Source organism: Absicoccus porci, assembly GCF_003725415.1.
GTDB classification, from domain to species: Bacteria; Bacillota_I; Bacilli_A; order Erysipelotrichales; family Erysipelotrichaceae; genus Absicoccus; species Absicoccus porci.
Genome location: NZ_RJQC01000004.1, coordinates 68,957 through 84,624 on the forward strand (window position 1 = coordinate 68,957; position 15,668 = coordinate 84,624).

Below are 15,668 nucleotides of genomic sequence, written 5' to 3' on the forward strand. Positions count from 1 at the left end.
CCTTTTTACCTCTCGATTCCTTTAATTCATTAGTATCATACACGATTTTTTTCAAAAATAAAGAAGTAAACGTTTTCAACTTAAGATTTGATTTAGACCTTACAATTTATTGTCGATATTCTTTTAAAAAGGCATTTTTATACCATTCAAAATGGCCATCCAATATGGCAGCTCGAATTTCTTCTGTCAAGCGAATAATAAAGCGTAAATTGTGCATGGTGGCTAAACGGAAATATTCATAGCGAATGGCCTTATCTTCGGATTTCTGCATTTCACGCAATTCCCCTTGGGTATAACCCGCCTGACAAGTCGGACAATCACAGCCTTTTTCTAATAAGTCATGCGGATGCTGCAAGTTTAAATGATAAAAGCCATGATGCGTATAGATACGTCCATGCCGCGCTTCCCTAGCAGGCGCTACACAATCAAAAGTATCCGCCCCTTGTTCGGCCCCAATCAAGATATCATCGGGATGAGAAAGGCCTAATAAATGTTTTGGTTTATTTTCTGGTAATTCTTCATTGCACCAACGAAGAATATTGCCAAGATCGGATTTTTGGAAAGCACCACCCAATCCATATCCATCAAAATCCATGGATCCTAATTTTTTAGATGTGGATCGACGTAGATCTTCCCATCGACCTCCTTGAATACAACCATATAAAGCTTGATAGTAACCCAGATCCATACAGTGTTTTTGATGTTCATCTAGACTGCGTTGGGCCCAACGCTCGGTACGATGCATCGCTTCCACATTATAATCATACGAATCAGCTAACGAGGTCAATTCATCAAAGGCCATATGAATATCCGCACCAATCCGACATTGAATCTGCATCGATTCTTCAGGACCAATAAAATCCATGTCTCCGGTTAGATAATCTTCAAATTCAACACCGGCTTCGCTAACTTTGGCCAACCGTTTTTCCATTGGCGTATTTTCCAATGGCTTATGCGTATCCATATTGACCACTTTACCCGATCCCGATCCTAAAGACATGACTTGAAAGCCCCCTGAATCGGTTAGGGTTGGGCCATGCCAGCCAGACCATTGGGCCAATCCGCCTTGATTGGCAATTTCATACGAAGTCTTACGTAAATGATAGCCATTGCTTAACATGGCTTGGCCGCCAATTCGATGTAGATCTTCCATGGGTAAAAAAGGCACTTGACCACGTGTACCCACACACATAAAGGCAGGCGTTTGAATATCACCATGAGGTGTATGTATGATCCCCGCTCGACCTAATTGGTGGGGGATTTTTTGAGTAATTTCAAAAGAAAAATCATTTTGATGCATGGGAATCCTCCTAAAACAATGACCATTATACACAAAAAAAGACTAGAAGTTACACTTCTAGTCAAAAATATCAATCGAATGATTAGATTTCTAATAAATCACTGTATACAGCTAATGCACCATCGGTATCATGTGCCAATACACGTTTTGCAAGAACTTTACCTAATTGAACACCTTCTTGGTCGAAACTGTTGATATTCCATACAAAACCTTGGAACATAACTTTATTTTCAAAGTGAGCCAATAATGCACCTAAAGTTTCTGGATTCAATTGTTGACCAATGATGATGCTGGATGGACGACCACCATCGAAGTTCTTATTTGGATTTTCATCGTCTTTACCACACGCAAACGCAACGATTTGAGCAGCTACATTGGCATCCAATTTCTTTTGTGAAGTCGAACCTTCAATAACAACATCATTACCAATTTGGCTATCTTTGAAACCAATGAATTGAAGTGGAACAATGGTCTTTCCTTGATGCAACAATTGATAGAAAGAATGTTGACCATTGGTACCTGGTTCACCAAAGATGATTGGTCCTGTTACATAATTGACTTTTTCACCAAAACGGTTTACTGATTTACCATTGGATTCCATATCCAATTGTTGAAGGTGAGCTGGGAAACGTGACAAAGCTTGTGAATAAGGCAATACAGCTGTTGTCGCATAATCAAGGAAGTTACGTTCATAAACACCAATCAAAGCATCCAATAAAGATGGGTTTTTCAAAATATCTTTTTCTTTAGCTGTTTCATCCGCTGCATGGGCACCAGCCATCAAACGAGCAAATACTTCAGGTCCAAATGCCAACGATAATACGCAGCATCCAACTGCAGAACTTGAAGAATAACGACCACCAATATAGTCATCCATATAGAAAGAATCTAAGAATTTATCATTGTTGGCCAATGGAGATGTTTCACTTGTACAAGCTAACATATGCTTGGAAGGATCCACACCAGCTTTTTTCAATGCATCTTCCACAAAGGCTGCATTTGTCAATGTTTCCAATGTTGTTCCCGATTTCGATACAACGATGAATAAAGCATGTTCAACATCAATATTATTTAAGACAGCCGATGCATCATCTGGATCGACATTGGAAATAAAGGCAGCTTGCATCTTTAATGTATGATTTGTTTTTGCCCAGTTTTCCAAAGCCAAATATAAAGCACGAGGTCCTAAATCACTACCACCAATTCCGATTTGAACAACCGTTGTGAATTTTTCACCCTTGCCATTGACGATCTTACCAGCATGAACATCATTCGCAAATTTGGCGATACGATCTTGTTGAGCTTGATAGAATTCACGTTTATTGACTCCATCCACAACAACATCTTTACCTAATTGACCACGGCACAATTGATGAAGAACCAAACGCTTTTCACCGGTATTGATGACGGCACCATTATACAATTCTTCATATTTTTCAGTTAATTGTGCTTCATCCGATAATTTTTGTAGAACAGCTAAGATATCATCATCTACAGCTTTTGCCGCATAGTTATAAGCCATACCTTCTGCCATTGGTACACTATATTTTTTTACACGTTGTGCACCTGATTCACCTGACATGACTTCACGAACATTCACTGCATCTACATTTTTTAATGCTTGATACGAATCCAACGCATCAAAATTCGTCCAATTTACCATGAACTTTAAACCTCCCTGTGTATTACACAAATATCACTATTATGATAGACTATTTATATGATAGACTATTTAAGCATTTTTTCCAAGGTTGACATCACCGAAAGAATGTTGTTTTATGGAAATATTAGAAGGGAGGTGGAAGAATGATTCTAAATTCGACTCTTTAAATCACGATCATACAAAAAGGAGGAGAATCATTCTATGCTGCAAATTCAAAACTGTACTCTACTACATACAAAAGATGGCCATTATCTCATGAACAATTTTTCGATGACAGCCAATCCCGGTGATAAAATCGTTCTGATTGGTGAAGAAGGCAATGGCAAATCGACCTTTCTACAATGGATCTATGATCCAAGCTACATACAATCCTATATTGAATATCATGGTCAATGCATCCAAACCAACGAACGATTGGCCTATTTACCGCAACAATTACCCGCAAAAGATCAAGCTTTGACTATCTATGAATTTTTCTGTGAAAGTGAAGCTTTTTTTGATCATCAAACCGATATTGGCAAATATGCCAAAACCTTGGGATCACCCGCTGATCTTGCTTTTAGTGATCAGAAAATGATGACTCTTTCCGGTGGTGAAAAAGTAAAAGTGCAACTCTTGCGCCTTTTGTTGGATGAACCCACTTGTATTCTTTTGGATGAACCATCCAATGATCTGGATATTCAAACACTCGAATGGTTGGAAACATGGATCAACGCCTATCCTGGCATTCTTTTCTATATCACTCACGATGAAACTTTGATTGAAAATACCGCCAATCAAATCCTTCATTTTGAACAATTAAAAAAGAAGACCCAGCCCAAAGTCAGCTTGTTTAAAGGCGATTATTCCACCTATCTACAAACGCGCCAAAGAGCTTATGCGCATCAAATGCAACAAGCCCAAGAACAACGAAAAGAAAAAAAGGAACGCGATGCCAAGTTCCAACGCATCCAACAAAAAGTGGAACATGCCCAAAACACCATTACGCGTCAAGATGCCCATGGTGGTCAATTATTAAAGAAAAAGATGCATGCCGTTAAATCCATGGAACGCCGCTTTGAAAAAGACGATGCGAATATGTTAGACATTCCTGAACAAGAAGAAGCCATTCGTTGGATGTGGATGGATCCAACGCCAATTCCAACGAGTAAACAAATCATTCAGTTGCATCTTGATACATTAAAAACCAATCGAATGTTGGCACAAAACATCAATCTATCCATTGTTGGACCCGAAAAAGTTTGTATCATTGGCAAAAATGGTGCCGGAAAATCCACATTATTAAATATCATTTATGATCAATTGGTGAAAAGAGAAGATATTACAGTCGCATATATGCCCCAAAACTATAGTGATCAAATGGATCTGGCCCAAAGTCCAATCGCTTTTTTAAGTACGTATTGTTCCAATCAAACCATTATTCGTAATGGACTAGCTGCCTTAAAGTTTACACGAGAAGAAATGGAACATGATTTGGCTCAGCTTTCGGGTGGTCAACTTGCCAAATGTTTTTTCTTAGCGATGGGATTGAAACAAGCGAATGTATTGATCTTGGATGAGCCTACTCGTAATTTATCACCGTTATCTAACCCTTTGATTCGTTCCATGTTCCAACAATTTTCGGGAACGATCATCAGTGTATCCCATGATCGTAAGTATATTTCAGAAGTTTGTGATGTGGTCTATGTCCTGGATGATACCGGACTTCATATATCCTAAAAAAAACGGAATCCTTGCATGGATTCCGTTAATTAATACTCTTATCTTTAAATTGTAGACGTGCTAAAGCTCTGGCCATGGCCGCTTGTGACATCTTATATTCACGTTGCGATTGTTTCTGACGCATTTTTTCTTTGGCTCGTTCTAAAGCTTCTTTCGCTCTTCGCTGATCCAATTCCGACTGCGTCTCACATGTATCGACAAGGACTTCGGCTTGATTGTCACTAAAGATCATGGTGCCAAACCCACTAACAACTTTAATTTCCGATCCATCTTCTTTACGAATCTTTAATTCACCAGGCGTAATCGCATAAATGCTCTTGGCATGATGGGCTAAGAATTGTTTGGATCCTTCGGGTGTGTGCACAGTCAGTACTTGCGCTTTATCATTATAGAATACATGATCGCTAGCCATGATTTTTAAGTCAAATACAGCTGTCATGTTTATTCCACTTCTTTCGCTTTTTCAATAACATCATCGATTGTACCGACATTGAAGAAGGCACTTTCTGGATATTGATCCATTTCACCATCCAAGATGGCACGGAAACCTTTGATGGTATCTTTCAATGGTACATATTTACCAGGAATGGAAGTAAATTGTTCGGCTACGTGGAATGGTTGTGCCATGAAGTTACGTAAACGACGCGCACGAGCAACAATCGTCTTATCTTCATCACTTAATTCTTCCATACCTAAGATAGCGATGATATCTTGTAGCTCTTTATACTTTTGCAGATACTGCAAGACTTCTTGAGCCGTATCATAATGTTCCTTACCCACAATATCGGCTTGTAGAATTCGTGAACTCGATTCCAATGGATCTACGGCAGGATAAATACCTTGTTCAACGACTTTACGAGACAATACCGTTGTTGCATCCAAATGCTCAAATGTGGTTGCGGGAGCAGGGTCGGTCAAATCATCGGCAGGTACATAAACAGCTTGTACTGAAGTAACCGAACCATTCTTCGTTGATGCGATACGTTCTTGAAGTTGGCCCATTTCATTGGCTAATGTTGGTTGATAACCAACGGCCGATGGCATACGTCCCAACAAAGAAGAGACTTCAGAACCAGCTTGGACAAAACGGAAGATATTATCAATAAACAATAAGACGTCTTTGTGTTCCACATCACGGAAATATTCGGCCATGGTCAATCCCGTTTCGGCTACACGCATACGAGCACCTGGCGATTCATTCATTTGACCAAAAACTAAGGCAGTATTATCAATAACACCAGATTCACTCATTTCGGTCCATAAGTCGTTTCCTTCACGACTACGTTCTCCAACACCGGTAAAGATGGAATAACCTCCATGTTCACTGGCAATATTGCGAATCAATTCCTGAATCAATACGGTTTTACCAACACCGGCACCACCGAACAAACCAACCTTGCCTCCCTTGGCATAGGGTGCAATTAAGTCAATGACTTTGATACCCGTTTCCAAAACTTCAGTGACAGGGGATTGATCTTCAAACTTTGGTGGTTTTCGATGAATTTCCCAATACGTATCGGTATCGATGGCTTCTTTTCCATCGATGGTATCGCCCAATACATTAAACAAACGGCCTAAGTTTTGTTTACCAACAGGAACTTCGATTCCCATATCTTGGGATAAAACGGGCATATCTTTTTGAAGGCCTTCACTGGGTGACAACATGATGCATCGAACCGTGTCGGTTCCCACATGTTGCATGACTTCCATGATGCATTTCTTGCCATGGTTATCCACCTGCAAGGCCGTATGGATCAAGGGCAATGGTGTCGATGGAAAATGAACATCGACAACAGGCCCCATAACTTGTGTGATTTTTCCTATTTGCATGTGGCACGTCTCCTTTTCTTTTCTAATTGTTGTTTGCGCGCCTTTGCCCCCGCCGCTACTTCGGTGATTTCCTGGGTGATTTGCGCTTGTCTTTGACGATTGTACTGCAACGATAATTGCGCCAACAAATCTTCACCATTCTTATTGGCTGAATCCATCGCTTGCATACGAGCAAAGTGCTCGGCTGCATACGATTCCACCAAACAACTATAAAGATAACCAGCTAAATAATCGGGGATGACCGTATCCAATAAAACTTTTGGACTTGGTTCCAATTCGTAGCTCATATTTTGTTCACCATCTACTTCGACATCACGATTCAACCGATAAAAAGGCAATAGTTGTTCGATATCTGGTGCAAACTGTGTGGAAGATTCCATCCGCGTATAGACAATATACAATTCATCAATCTTTTTATTTTCAAATAGATCCAACATTTTACTAGCCATCGAACGTGCTTTAGGCAACGTAGGATTTTGCGCTGTATATAAGAAATTTTCTTCAATGGGAATATGACGACGCATAAAATATTGACGTCCGACTTCACCAACCATATAAAGTTTATAGTTTTTAAAGCCTTTCAACATCTGTTCCGTCATCTTTAAGACGTTGTGGTTGTAGGCACCGGCCAATCCTTTATCACCCGTGACACAAATAACGGCACGACGTTGATTATCTTGATTGATATATTTTCGCTCATCCAAATAAGGATGATGAAAGTTATCGGGCATGCTTTGCAAAATGGTCAACATAACTTTTTGCAGAGAATAGAAATAGGGCTCGGTATTGGCCAAACTTTGTTTGGCTTTATTCATTTTGGTCGATGAAATCATATACATGGCCTTGGTAATCTTCATGGTGGATTGGATACCGGTCATGCGATCTTTAATTTCACGAATGGCTGACATGTTCCAATCCTCGATACTCCTTAGCGGCTGCAATAATGCGATCTTTTAGATCATCCGCTAATTCACCCGTTGTGTGAATTTCACGAGCCAATTCACTATGTTCACTATCCAACCATGCTAACATCTTCGTTTCTTCGTCTTTGATTTGATCGACAGGAACATCACTCAACAAATTGGCATCGGCAACCACTAAAGCCATAATTTGATCGGCTTGATCCATGGGATGATTCAATGGTTGTTTCAATAGTTCCATCAAGACTTGGCCATGAGCCAATTGACGTTTGGTCGCATCATCAAGATCTGAAGCAAATTGAGTAAATTCTTTCATTTCTCGATATTGGGCTAAATCAATACGCAAAGAACCAGATGCTTTTTTCATGGCTTTCGTTTGGGCAGCACCACCAACACGAGAAACCGACAAACCAACGTTTACGGCTGGTCGTTGACCTTCAAAGAATAAATCACTTTCCAAGAAGATTTGACCATCGGTAATGGAAATAACATTGGTTGGGATATAGGCACTGACATCACCATCTTGCGTTTCAATAATTGGCAAAGCCGTAATGGATCCGCCCCCTTTTTCATCCGATAGACGACTGGAACGTTCCAATAAACGAGAATGCAGATAGAAGACATCACCTGGATACGCTTCACGACCTGGGCTACGACCTAATAATAGTGAAATGGTACGGTACGCAACGGCATGTTTAGAAAGATCATCATAGACGATCAATACATCTTTGCCACGATGCATAAAATACTCACCTAAGGAGGTAGCTGCATAAGGAGCAATATATTGTAAACTTGGAGCATCCGCAGCTGTTGAAGTCACCACAATGGTATAGTCCATCGCATCATTTTTCTTTAAGGTATTCACTAAGTTAGCCACGGTCGATGCCTTTTGGGCAATGGAAACATAAATACAAATACAATCTTTGCCTTTTTGGTTCAAGATCGTATCCAAAGCAATTGATGTCTTTCCGGTTTGTTGATCGCCAATGATCAACTCACGTTGACCTCGACCAATGGGGAACATAGAATCAATCGAAAGAATTCCGGTTTCCAATGGGGTCGTTACAGGTTTACGATCAATAATGCTTGGGGCAGGCTCTTCAATAGGACGGATCTCTTCTGAATCGATGGTGCCTTGTCCATCAATAGGATTTCCTAAGGCATCCACAACACGACCTAAAAAATCCGGACCAACAGGCATACCTGCTTGTAGCTTGGTACGAGAAACTTTGGTGCCTTGACCAATCAATCCATCTGTATCAAACAAGATAACGCCAATACCATCATCGTTGATATCTTGTACCATACCTTTGGTTCCATCTTCAAAGACAACAACTTCTCCATACATCGCATGTTCGATTCCGGAAATGGTCGCAATACCATCACCAATCGTTTCGACATAGCCCACTTCATTGGTGGCCGCTTGCGCCTCAAATTGTTCGATGGCTTCTTTTAAGATTGTCATCAAAGTTCCATCTTTTTTCATGCGTAAAGCTTTATCCCTAGCCGCTTTGATTTGATCTGTCAACTGTTCTTGACGCGAACGAGTCGACCAATCGTATTCATCATTACCAGCGTGTAAGATAAATCCACCACGCACGCTTGGATCTATTTCGATATTTAGCGTAACATCACTACAATCATACTTTTCTTTCAGAAAGGTTTTGATCTTATCGGCCTGGGCAGAGGTTGGACGTGTCACACATCGCAGTGTAGCGGTTAAATTTTTTTGTTTCATATCCATTATCCTTCATCCATTTCTTTAATAAAATCATCATATAAGTCGGCATCGCTTTTTTGACCAACCACTTTCTTGGCTGCTTGATCGATCAGAGCTGCCATTTCGTTTTGGGCTTTGATCTTTTCTTGATCTGCAGCTTCTTTGGTTTTTAAGCGTGCTTGAGCAATCATTTCTTCTGACTTTGCATTGGCATCCGCAATGATTTGTTCATATTGCTGGCTAGCCTCTGTTTTCGCTTTCGCCAATTCAGCATTGCATTGTTCATGAATGGTTGCGAGTTTTTCATCGGCCTGCGCTTTGAGAGCCTGGGCTGTTTCTTTATCTTTGGCTGCATCCGCAAAGGAAGAATCAATTTCTTCATTGCGCTTCGCAATGATTTCGCGAACCGGTTTAAACAAAAATTTCTTCATCAATGCATAGAGTACAAGTAAGTTAATGATTGTCCAAAGTACATTGGAATCAATACGTAACATACTACTTCACCATGAAGATGATCAAGATACCCAATACGAAACCGTAAATAGCTGTGGCTTCTGCCAATGCCGATCCTAACAATAAGTTACGCATAATTTTTCCGTCTGCTTCTGGTTGTTGAGCAACGGCCTTAACGGCACTCGATGTGGCAATACCAATTCCTAATCCACCACCAACAACGGCTAATGCTGCCATACCAACTCCAATTGCTGTTAAACTCATTTTTCTTTTCCTCCTATTTTATTCTGTTGCTTCCGCAATAAACAGTGATGTCAAAAAGACAAACACATAGGCTTGTATAAAGCCATCAAAAAAATCAAAATATAGACTAAAAATACTTGGTATAATAACTGGAACTACCATTTTGATGAGTTCCATAATAACAAATGCACCCAATACGTTTCCGAATAATCGCATACATAGCGATAGTGGTCGAGTGACCAACTCTAAAATATTGATAGGGGTAACAATTGCCATCGGTTGGGCAAAACTTTTTAACCAACCTTTACATCCTTTTGCGCGAATACCACTGACTTCAATTAAGACAATGCTCATCAGGGCTAACGCGATCGTTACATTCAAATCTTTTGTCGGTGGTTTTAAACCAAAGATACCAATGATATTGGCTAAACCTATATATAATAGGACCGTAGAAATATAACCACTATATTCTTTGGCATTTGGTCCGAGCATCGATTGTGTAAAAGAATCCAACCATGTAACAATCAGTTCTGCAACGACTTGCTTCTTGCTTGGATCATGCACTTTCAAACCGCGTGTTAACCAGATGGCTAAGGCGACCAAGATGGCCATGACCAACCAACTAACGACCACCGATTCAGCAATCGCAAACGGGCCAATGGTAAAAACCGTATTTACATGTAACTGCTGAATTAACTCGTTGGTAAATTCTTCCATTATTCTAGAATCAGCACCTCCTCTTCGAAAAAACAAAATAAGGCCAGTGATTCACGTTAACTCGTGAACCGACTAGCCTCATCGCGGGTTAATGCACCTTTGTTTTTTCTAACAATCTGCATTGTACGCTCATTAAAATAGGACGTCAATCGTTTTTTAACGATGGGAACGTTTTCATTGAAAAAACAAAAATAATAAAAAAAGGACCCGGCAGCGTGCTATGTTCGCAGGGGCAGGCCCAACTATCTTCGCCGCGGGAGTGCTTAACTTCTGTGTTCGGGATGTCAACAGGTGTATCCACTCCGCTATCGCTACCGGATCCTTTGAGAGATGCTCTCTCAAAATCGAACAACGCTTCCGACTCTTCTCAGATCAAGTCCTCGACCGATTAGTACCAGTCAACTCCGTACATCGCTGTACTTCCATCCCTGGCCTATCTACCTTATCGTCTTTAAGGGGTCTTACTTCTTGGGAGATCTCATCTTGGAGTAGGCTTCGTGCTTAGATGCTTTCAGCGCTTATCCTTTCCCTGCTTAGCTACCCGGCTGTGCTCCTGGCGGAACAACCGGTGCACCAGCGGCAGGTCCATCCCGGTCCTCTCGTACTGAGGACAGCTCTCCTCAGATCTCCAACGCCCACAACAGATAGGGACCGAACTGTCTCACGACGTTCTGAACCCAGCTCGCGTACCGCTTTAATGGGCGGACAGCCCAACCCTTGGAACCGAATCCAGCTCCAGGATGCGATGAGCCGACATCGAGGTGCCAAACCTCGCCGTCGATGTGAACTCTTGGGCGAGATCAGCCTGTTATCCCCAGGGTAGCTTTTATCCGTTGAGCGACGGCCCTTCCATTCGGCACCGCCGGATCACTAATCCCGACTTTCGTCCCTGTTCGACCTGTTTGTCTCACAGTCAAGCACGCTTCTGCATTTGCACTCGACGATTGGTTTCCATCCAATCTGAGCGTACCTTTGGGCGCCTCCGTTACTCTTTGGGAGGCGACCGCCCCAGTCAAACTGCCTGCCTGACACGGTCCCCGGTCCCGCTCAGGGACCTGGGTTAGAACTCCGATCGCACAAGAGTGGTATCCCACCGGCGACTCCTCGTATTCTGGCGAACACGTCTCTCTGTCTCCCACCTATCCTGTACGTCTACGACCAAAGTTCAATATCAAGCTGCAGTAAAGCTCCATGGGGTCTTTCCGTCTAGTTGCGGGTAACCTGCATTTTCACAGGTACTAAGATTTCACCGAGTCTGCTGCCGAGACAGCGCCCAAATCGTTACACCTTTCGTGCGGGTCAGAACTTACCTGACAAGGAATTTCGCTACCTTAGGACCGTTATAGTTACGGCCGCCGTTCACTGGGGCTTCAACTCACTGCTTCCTCTTTCGATTCACAGATCCTCTTAACCTTCCAGCACCGGGCAGGTGTCACCCTCTATACTTCGCCTTGCGGCTTCGCAGAGAGCTGTGTTTTAGTTAAACAGTCGCTTGGGCCTCTTCACTGCGGCTCTTTCGAGCACTCCTTCTCGCTAACTTACGGAGTCATTTTGCCGAGTTCCTTGGCAACAGTTCTCTCGCTCACCTCGGGATACTCTCCCTGCCCACCTGTGTCGGTTTTGGTACGGGCCGGACATACATTGCTAGAAGCTTTTCCTGGAAGCCGGTCCGCATGTCTTCGCTACTCGATCGCTCTTTCGCTTCCCTGTCACGTCTTCACGTTCCGATGACCGGATTTGCCTGGTCATCCGCTACCTCGCTTCGCCCTCAATCCGTTAAGAGGGTCATGCTTCCCGTCTCCGTCACTCCTTCGCTCTACATCCGGGTGCAGGAATATCTGCCTGCTTTCCATCCGCTACGCCTTTCGGCCTCGCGTTAGGTCCCGACTTACCCAGGGCGGACGAACCTTCCCCTGGAATCCTTGGGCTTTCGGTGTGAAGGATTCTCACCTTCATCTCGCTACTCACACCGGCATTCTCGCTTCCATGCGGTCCACCGCTCCTCTCGGTACGGCTTCTTCCTGCATGCAACGCTCCCCTACCACATCTTTACGATATCCGCAGTTTCGGTATCCGGCTTAGCCCCGGTACATTTTCGGCGCAGGGTCACTCGACTAGTGAGCTGTTACGCACTCTTTCAAGGATGGCTGCTTCTGAGCCAACCTCCTAGTTGTCTGTGCATCCCCACTTCCTTTTCCACTTGGCCGGAATTTTGGGACCTTAACTGGCGATCTGGGCTGTTTCCCTCTTGACCATGGACTTTATCACTCACGGTCTGACTGCCGTGCATCCTGTTCGGCATTCGGAGTTTGATTGAGTTCAGTACCCCGGGATGGGGCCATCACTCATTCAGTGCTCTACCTCCGATCAGGTTCTTCACGACGCTAGCCCTAAAGCTATTTCGGGGAGAACCAGCTATCTCCGGGTTCGATTGGAATTTCTCCCCTAGCCACAAGTCATCCGCCAGCTTTTCAACGATGGTCGGTTCGGTCCTCCATTCAGTTTCACCTGAACTTCAACCTGCTCATGGCTAGATCACCCGGTTTCGGGTCTGCGATGTTCTACTTCCGCCCTATTCAGACTCGCTTTCGCTGCGGCTCCGCGTTTTCCCGCTTAACCTCGCATCTCATCGCAACTCGCCGGTTCATTCTACAAAAGGCACGCCATCACCCTTCAACGGGCTCTGACTTCTTGTAGGCATACGGTTTCAGGTTCTCTTTCACTCCGCTCCCGCGGTTCTTTTCACCTTTCCCTCACGGTACTGGTCCACTATCGCTCACTCAACTATATTTAGCCTTGGCGGATGGTCCCGCCTGCTTCCGACAAGATTCCTCGTGTCTCGCCGTACTCAGGATCCTGCCCGCTTCCTTTCGCATGTCGTCTACGGGGCTTGCACCCTCTTCGGCCGCGCTTCCAATCGCGTTCCACTATGCTCCATTCGTCTTTGGCAGTCCTTCAACCCCGTCCCTCGGGACGGTTTGGGCTGGTCCCCTTTCGCTCGCCGCTACTCAGGGAATCATTCTTATTTTCTTCTCCTGCGGGTACTTAGATGTTTCAGTTCCCCGCGTACCTCTCATATCCCTATGGATTCAGAATATGATGACCGATCTTCTATCGGCCGGGTTCCCCCATTCGGATATCGATGGATCTTCGCTCCCTAACAGCTCCCCGTCGCTTTTCGCAGTTTGGCACGTCCTTCTTCAGTATTGAGTGGCCAGGCATTCGCCGTACGCCCTTCCTTGCTTGATCTTGGTTCTCTTCGTGTTTTCTTCGAGATTCTTCAGAACTGTTCTACTACTGTTTATGAAATCTTCTTCACTAAACGTTATAGACCTTCTGTTGTCTTCTTCGTTGTTCGATTTTCAAAGATCATCTCTGAGAAATCTTCCGATCTCTCAAAACTGATCAGGAATCCTTTTCGCACATCTCTCTGTACACTTGCTTTCTCCTTAGAAAGGAGGTGATCCATCCCCACGTTCCCGTAGGGATACCTTGTTACGACTTAACCCCAGTCATCGGTCCTACCTTCGACGGCTCACTCCCTAAGGTTATGCCACCGGCTTCGGGTATTACTGACTCCCATGGTTTGACGGGCGGTGTGTACAAGGCCCGAGAACGTATTCACCGCGACATGCTGATTCGCGATTACTAGCGATTCCAACTTCATGGAGTCGGGTTGCAGACTCCAATCCGAACTGGGACGGACTTTTCGGGATTCGCTCCAGGTCGCCCTGTCGCTGCCCTCTGTATCCGCCATTGTAGTACGTGTGTGGCCCAGGCCATAAGGGGCATGATGATTTGACGTCATCCCCACCTTCCTCCGGTTTGTCACCGGCAGTCTGATATGAGTCCCTAACTTGATACTGGTAACATATCACAAGGGTTGCGCTCGTTGCGGGACTTAACCCAACATCTCACGACACGAGCTGACGACAACCATGCACCACCTGTCTCCCTGATAGCCTCCGATACATCTCTGCATCTTTGCAGGGGATGTCAAGGCCTGGTAAGGTTCTTCGCGTTGCTTCGAATTAAACCACATACTCCACCGCTTGTGCGGGCCCCCGTCAATTCCTTTGAGTTTCACACTTGCGTGCATACTCCCCAGGCGGAGAACTTATTGCGTTGACTGCGGCACTGAGTTATTCCCCCAACACCTAGTTCTCATCGTTTACGGCGTGGACTACTAGGGTATCTAATCCTATTTGCTCCCCACGCTTTCGTACTTCAGCGTCAGTTGCAGACCAGGCGACCGCCTTCGCCACCGGTGTTCTTCCATATATCTACGCATTTTACCGCTACACATGGAGTTCCATCGCCCTCTTCTGCACTCCAGCCGGACAGTTTCCAGTGCAGTGCTGCAGTTGAGCTGCAGCCTTTCACACCAGACTTATCTGGCCGCCTACGTACCCTTTACGCCCAATCATTCCGGATAACGCTCGCCACCTACGTATTACCGCGGCTGCTGGCACGTAGTTAGCCGTGACTTTCTGGCGAGATACCATCAAACCGGAAGCATTCCCTCTTCCTGTCCTTTTTCTCTCGCAACAGAGCTTTACAATCCGAAGACCGTCTTCACTCACGCGGCATTGCTCGTTCAGGGTTCCCCCCATTGACGAAAATTCCCTACTGCTGCCTCCCGTAGGAGTTTGGGCCGTGTCTCAGTCCCAATGTGGCCGTTCGCCCTCTCAGGTCGGCTATGCATCGTCGCCTTGGTGGGCCGTTACCTCACCAACTGGCTAATGCACCGCAGGTCCATCCATGTCCAGGGCCGTGGCCCCTTTAACATATCGAAGATGCCTTCCATATGCCTATCCGGTTTTAGCAGTCGTTTCCAACCGTTGTCCCGGGTACATGGGCAGGTTACCTACGTGTTACTCACCCGTTCGCCACTGATCCGGAAGATGCAAGCACCTTCCTTCTCCGTTCGACTTGCATGTATTAGGCATGCCGCCAGCGTTCATCCTGAGCCAGGATCAAACTCTTCATTTGATTTAGCTCTACGATGTCTCTGACATCTTTTTTTCCTTTTCGAAATTGACGTGTTTCTTGGTTTCCTGTTCAGTTTTCAAAGATCGTCACGCTTTCGCGTGCTCAGTT

The 15,668-nt window shown here is 44.3% G+C and carries 10 protein-coding genes and 3 rRNA genes; 1 reads left to right on the forward strand and 12 read right to left on the reverse strand.

The features are described 5' to 3' along the window. Positions 1-106: 106 nt before the first annotated feature. Both tgt and EDX97_RS09965 read right to left on the reverse strand, forming a co-directional pair. The gene (gene tgt / locus EDX97_RS09960; protein ID WP_128521016.1) at positions 107-1,300 is read right to left on the reverse strand and encodes a tRNA guanosine(34) transglycosylase Tgt; all 1,194 of its coding nucleotides are present in this window, start codon (positions 1,298-1,300) and stop codon (positions 107-109) included. 82 nt (positions 1,301-1,382) lie between these two features. Then, positions 1,383-2,963 carry a glucose-6-phosphate isomerase gene (locus tag EDX97_RS09965; RefSeq protein WP_128521017.1) on the reverse strand — a complete coding sequence of 527 codons (1,581 nt, stop codon included), beginning with the start codon at positions 2,961-2,963 and terminating at the stop codon, positions 1,383-1,385. Between the two features lie 201 nt (positions 2,964-3,164). Here EDX97_RS09965 and EDX97_RS09970 point away from each other — a divergent pair, with 201 nt between their 5' ends. Next, a complete protein-coding gene (locus EDX97_RS09970; RefSeq protein WP_128521018.1) occupies positions 3,165-4,682 on the forward strand; it encodes an ATP-binding cassette domain-containing protein in 1,518 nt (505 codons plus the stop codon). A 28-nt stretch (positions 4,683-4,710) separates the two neighbouring features. Here the strand turns inward: EDX97_RS09970 and EDX97_RS09975 are convergent, their stop codons facing one another. The 10 genes from EDX97_RS09975 to EDX97_RS10020 all read right to left on the reverse strand — a co-directional run bounded on the left by EDX97_RS09975 (position 4,711) and on the right by EDX97_RS10020 (position 15,560). After that, the gene (locus EDX97_RS09975; RefSeq protein ID WP_128521019.1) at positions 4,711-5,124 is read right to left on the reverse strand and encodes a FoF1 ATP synthase subunit delta/epsilon; all 414 of its coding nucleotides are present in this window, start codon (positions 5,122-5,124) and stop codon (positions 4,711-4,713) included. 2 nt (positions 5,125-5,126) lie between these two features. Next, a complete protein-coding gene (gene atpD, locus EDX97_RS09980) occupies positions 5,127-6,515 on the reverse strand; it encodes a F0F1 ATP synthase subunit beta (RefSeq protein ID WP_128521020.1) in 1,389 nt (462 codons plus the stop codon). Next, on the reverse strand, positions 6,506-7,423 hold the full coding sequence (gene atpG, locus EDX97_RS09985; protein ID WP_128521021.1) for an ATP synthase F1 subunit gamma: 918 nt from the start codon (positions 7,421-7,423) through the stop codon (positions 6,506-6,508). The genes atpD and atpG overlap by 10 nt, the downstream gene beginning before the upstream one ends. Continuing rightward, positions 7,407-9,173: a F0F1 ATP synthase subunit alpha gene (gene atpA / locus EDX97_RS09990; protein WP_128521022.1), complete on the reverse strand. Its 1,767-nt coding sequence runs from the start codon at positions 9,171-9,173 to the stop codon at positions 7,407-7,409. Before atpA ends, atpG begins: the two co-directional genes overlap by 17 nt. A gap of 5 nt (positions 9,174-9,178) precedes the next feature. After that, complete coding sequence (locus EDX97_RS09995; protein WP_128521023.1) at positions 9,179-9,649, reverse strand: ATP synthase F0 subunit B; 471 nt, start codon at positions 9,647-9,649, stop codon at positions 9,179-9,181. Between the two features lies 1 nt (position 9,650). Further along, on the reverse strand, positions 9,651-9,872 hold the full coding sequence (gene atpE, locus EDX97_RS10000) for an ATP synthase F0 subunit C (RefSeq protein WP_128521024.1): 222 nt from the start codon (positions 9,870-9,872) through the stop codon (positions 9,651-9,653). Positions 9,873-9,890: 18 nt separating this feature from the next. Continuing rightward, the gene (locus tag EDX97_RS10005; protein WP_128521025.1) at positions 9,891-10,568 is read right to left on the reverse strand and encodes a F0F1 ATP synthase subunit A; all 678 of its coding nucleotides are present in this window, start codon (positions 10,566-10,568) and stop codon (positions 9,891-9,893) included. Between the two features lie 205 nt (positions 10,569-10,773). Continuing rightward, positions 10,774-10,887: ribosomal RNA gene (rrf, locus tag EDX97_RS10010) — 5S ribosomal RNA — on the reverse strand. Between the two features lie 49 nt (positions 10,888-10,936). After that, a 23S ribosomal RNA gene (locus tag EDX97_RS10015) occupies positions 10,937-13,817 on the reverse strand. A gap of 204 nt (positions 13,818-14,021) precedes the next feature. Continuing rightward, positions 14,022-15,560, reverse strand: a 16S ribosomal RNA gene (locus EDX97_RS10020). Together the 16S, 23S and 5S rRNA genes form the textbook arrangement of a ribosomal RNA operon. Positions 15,561-15,668 lie beyond the last annotated feature (108 nt).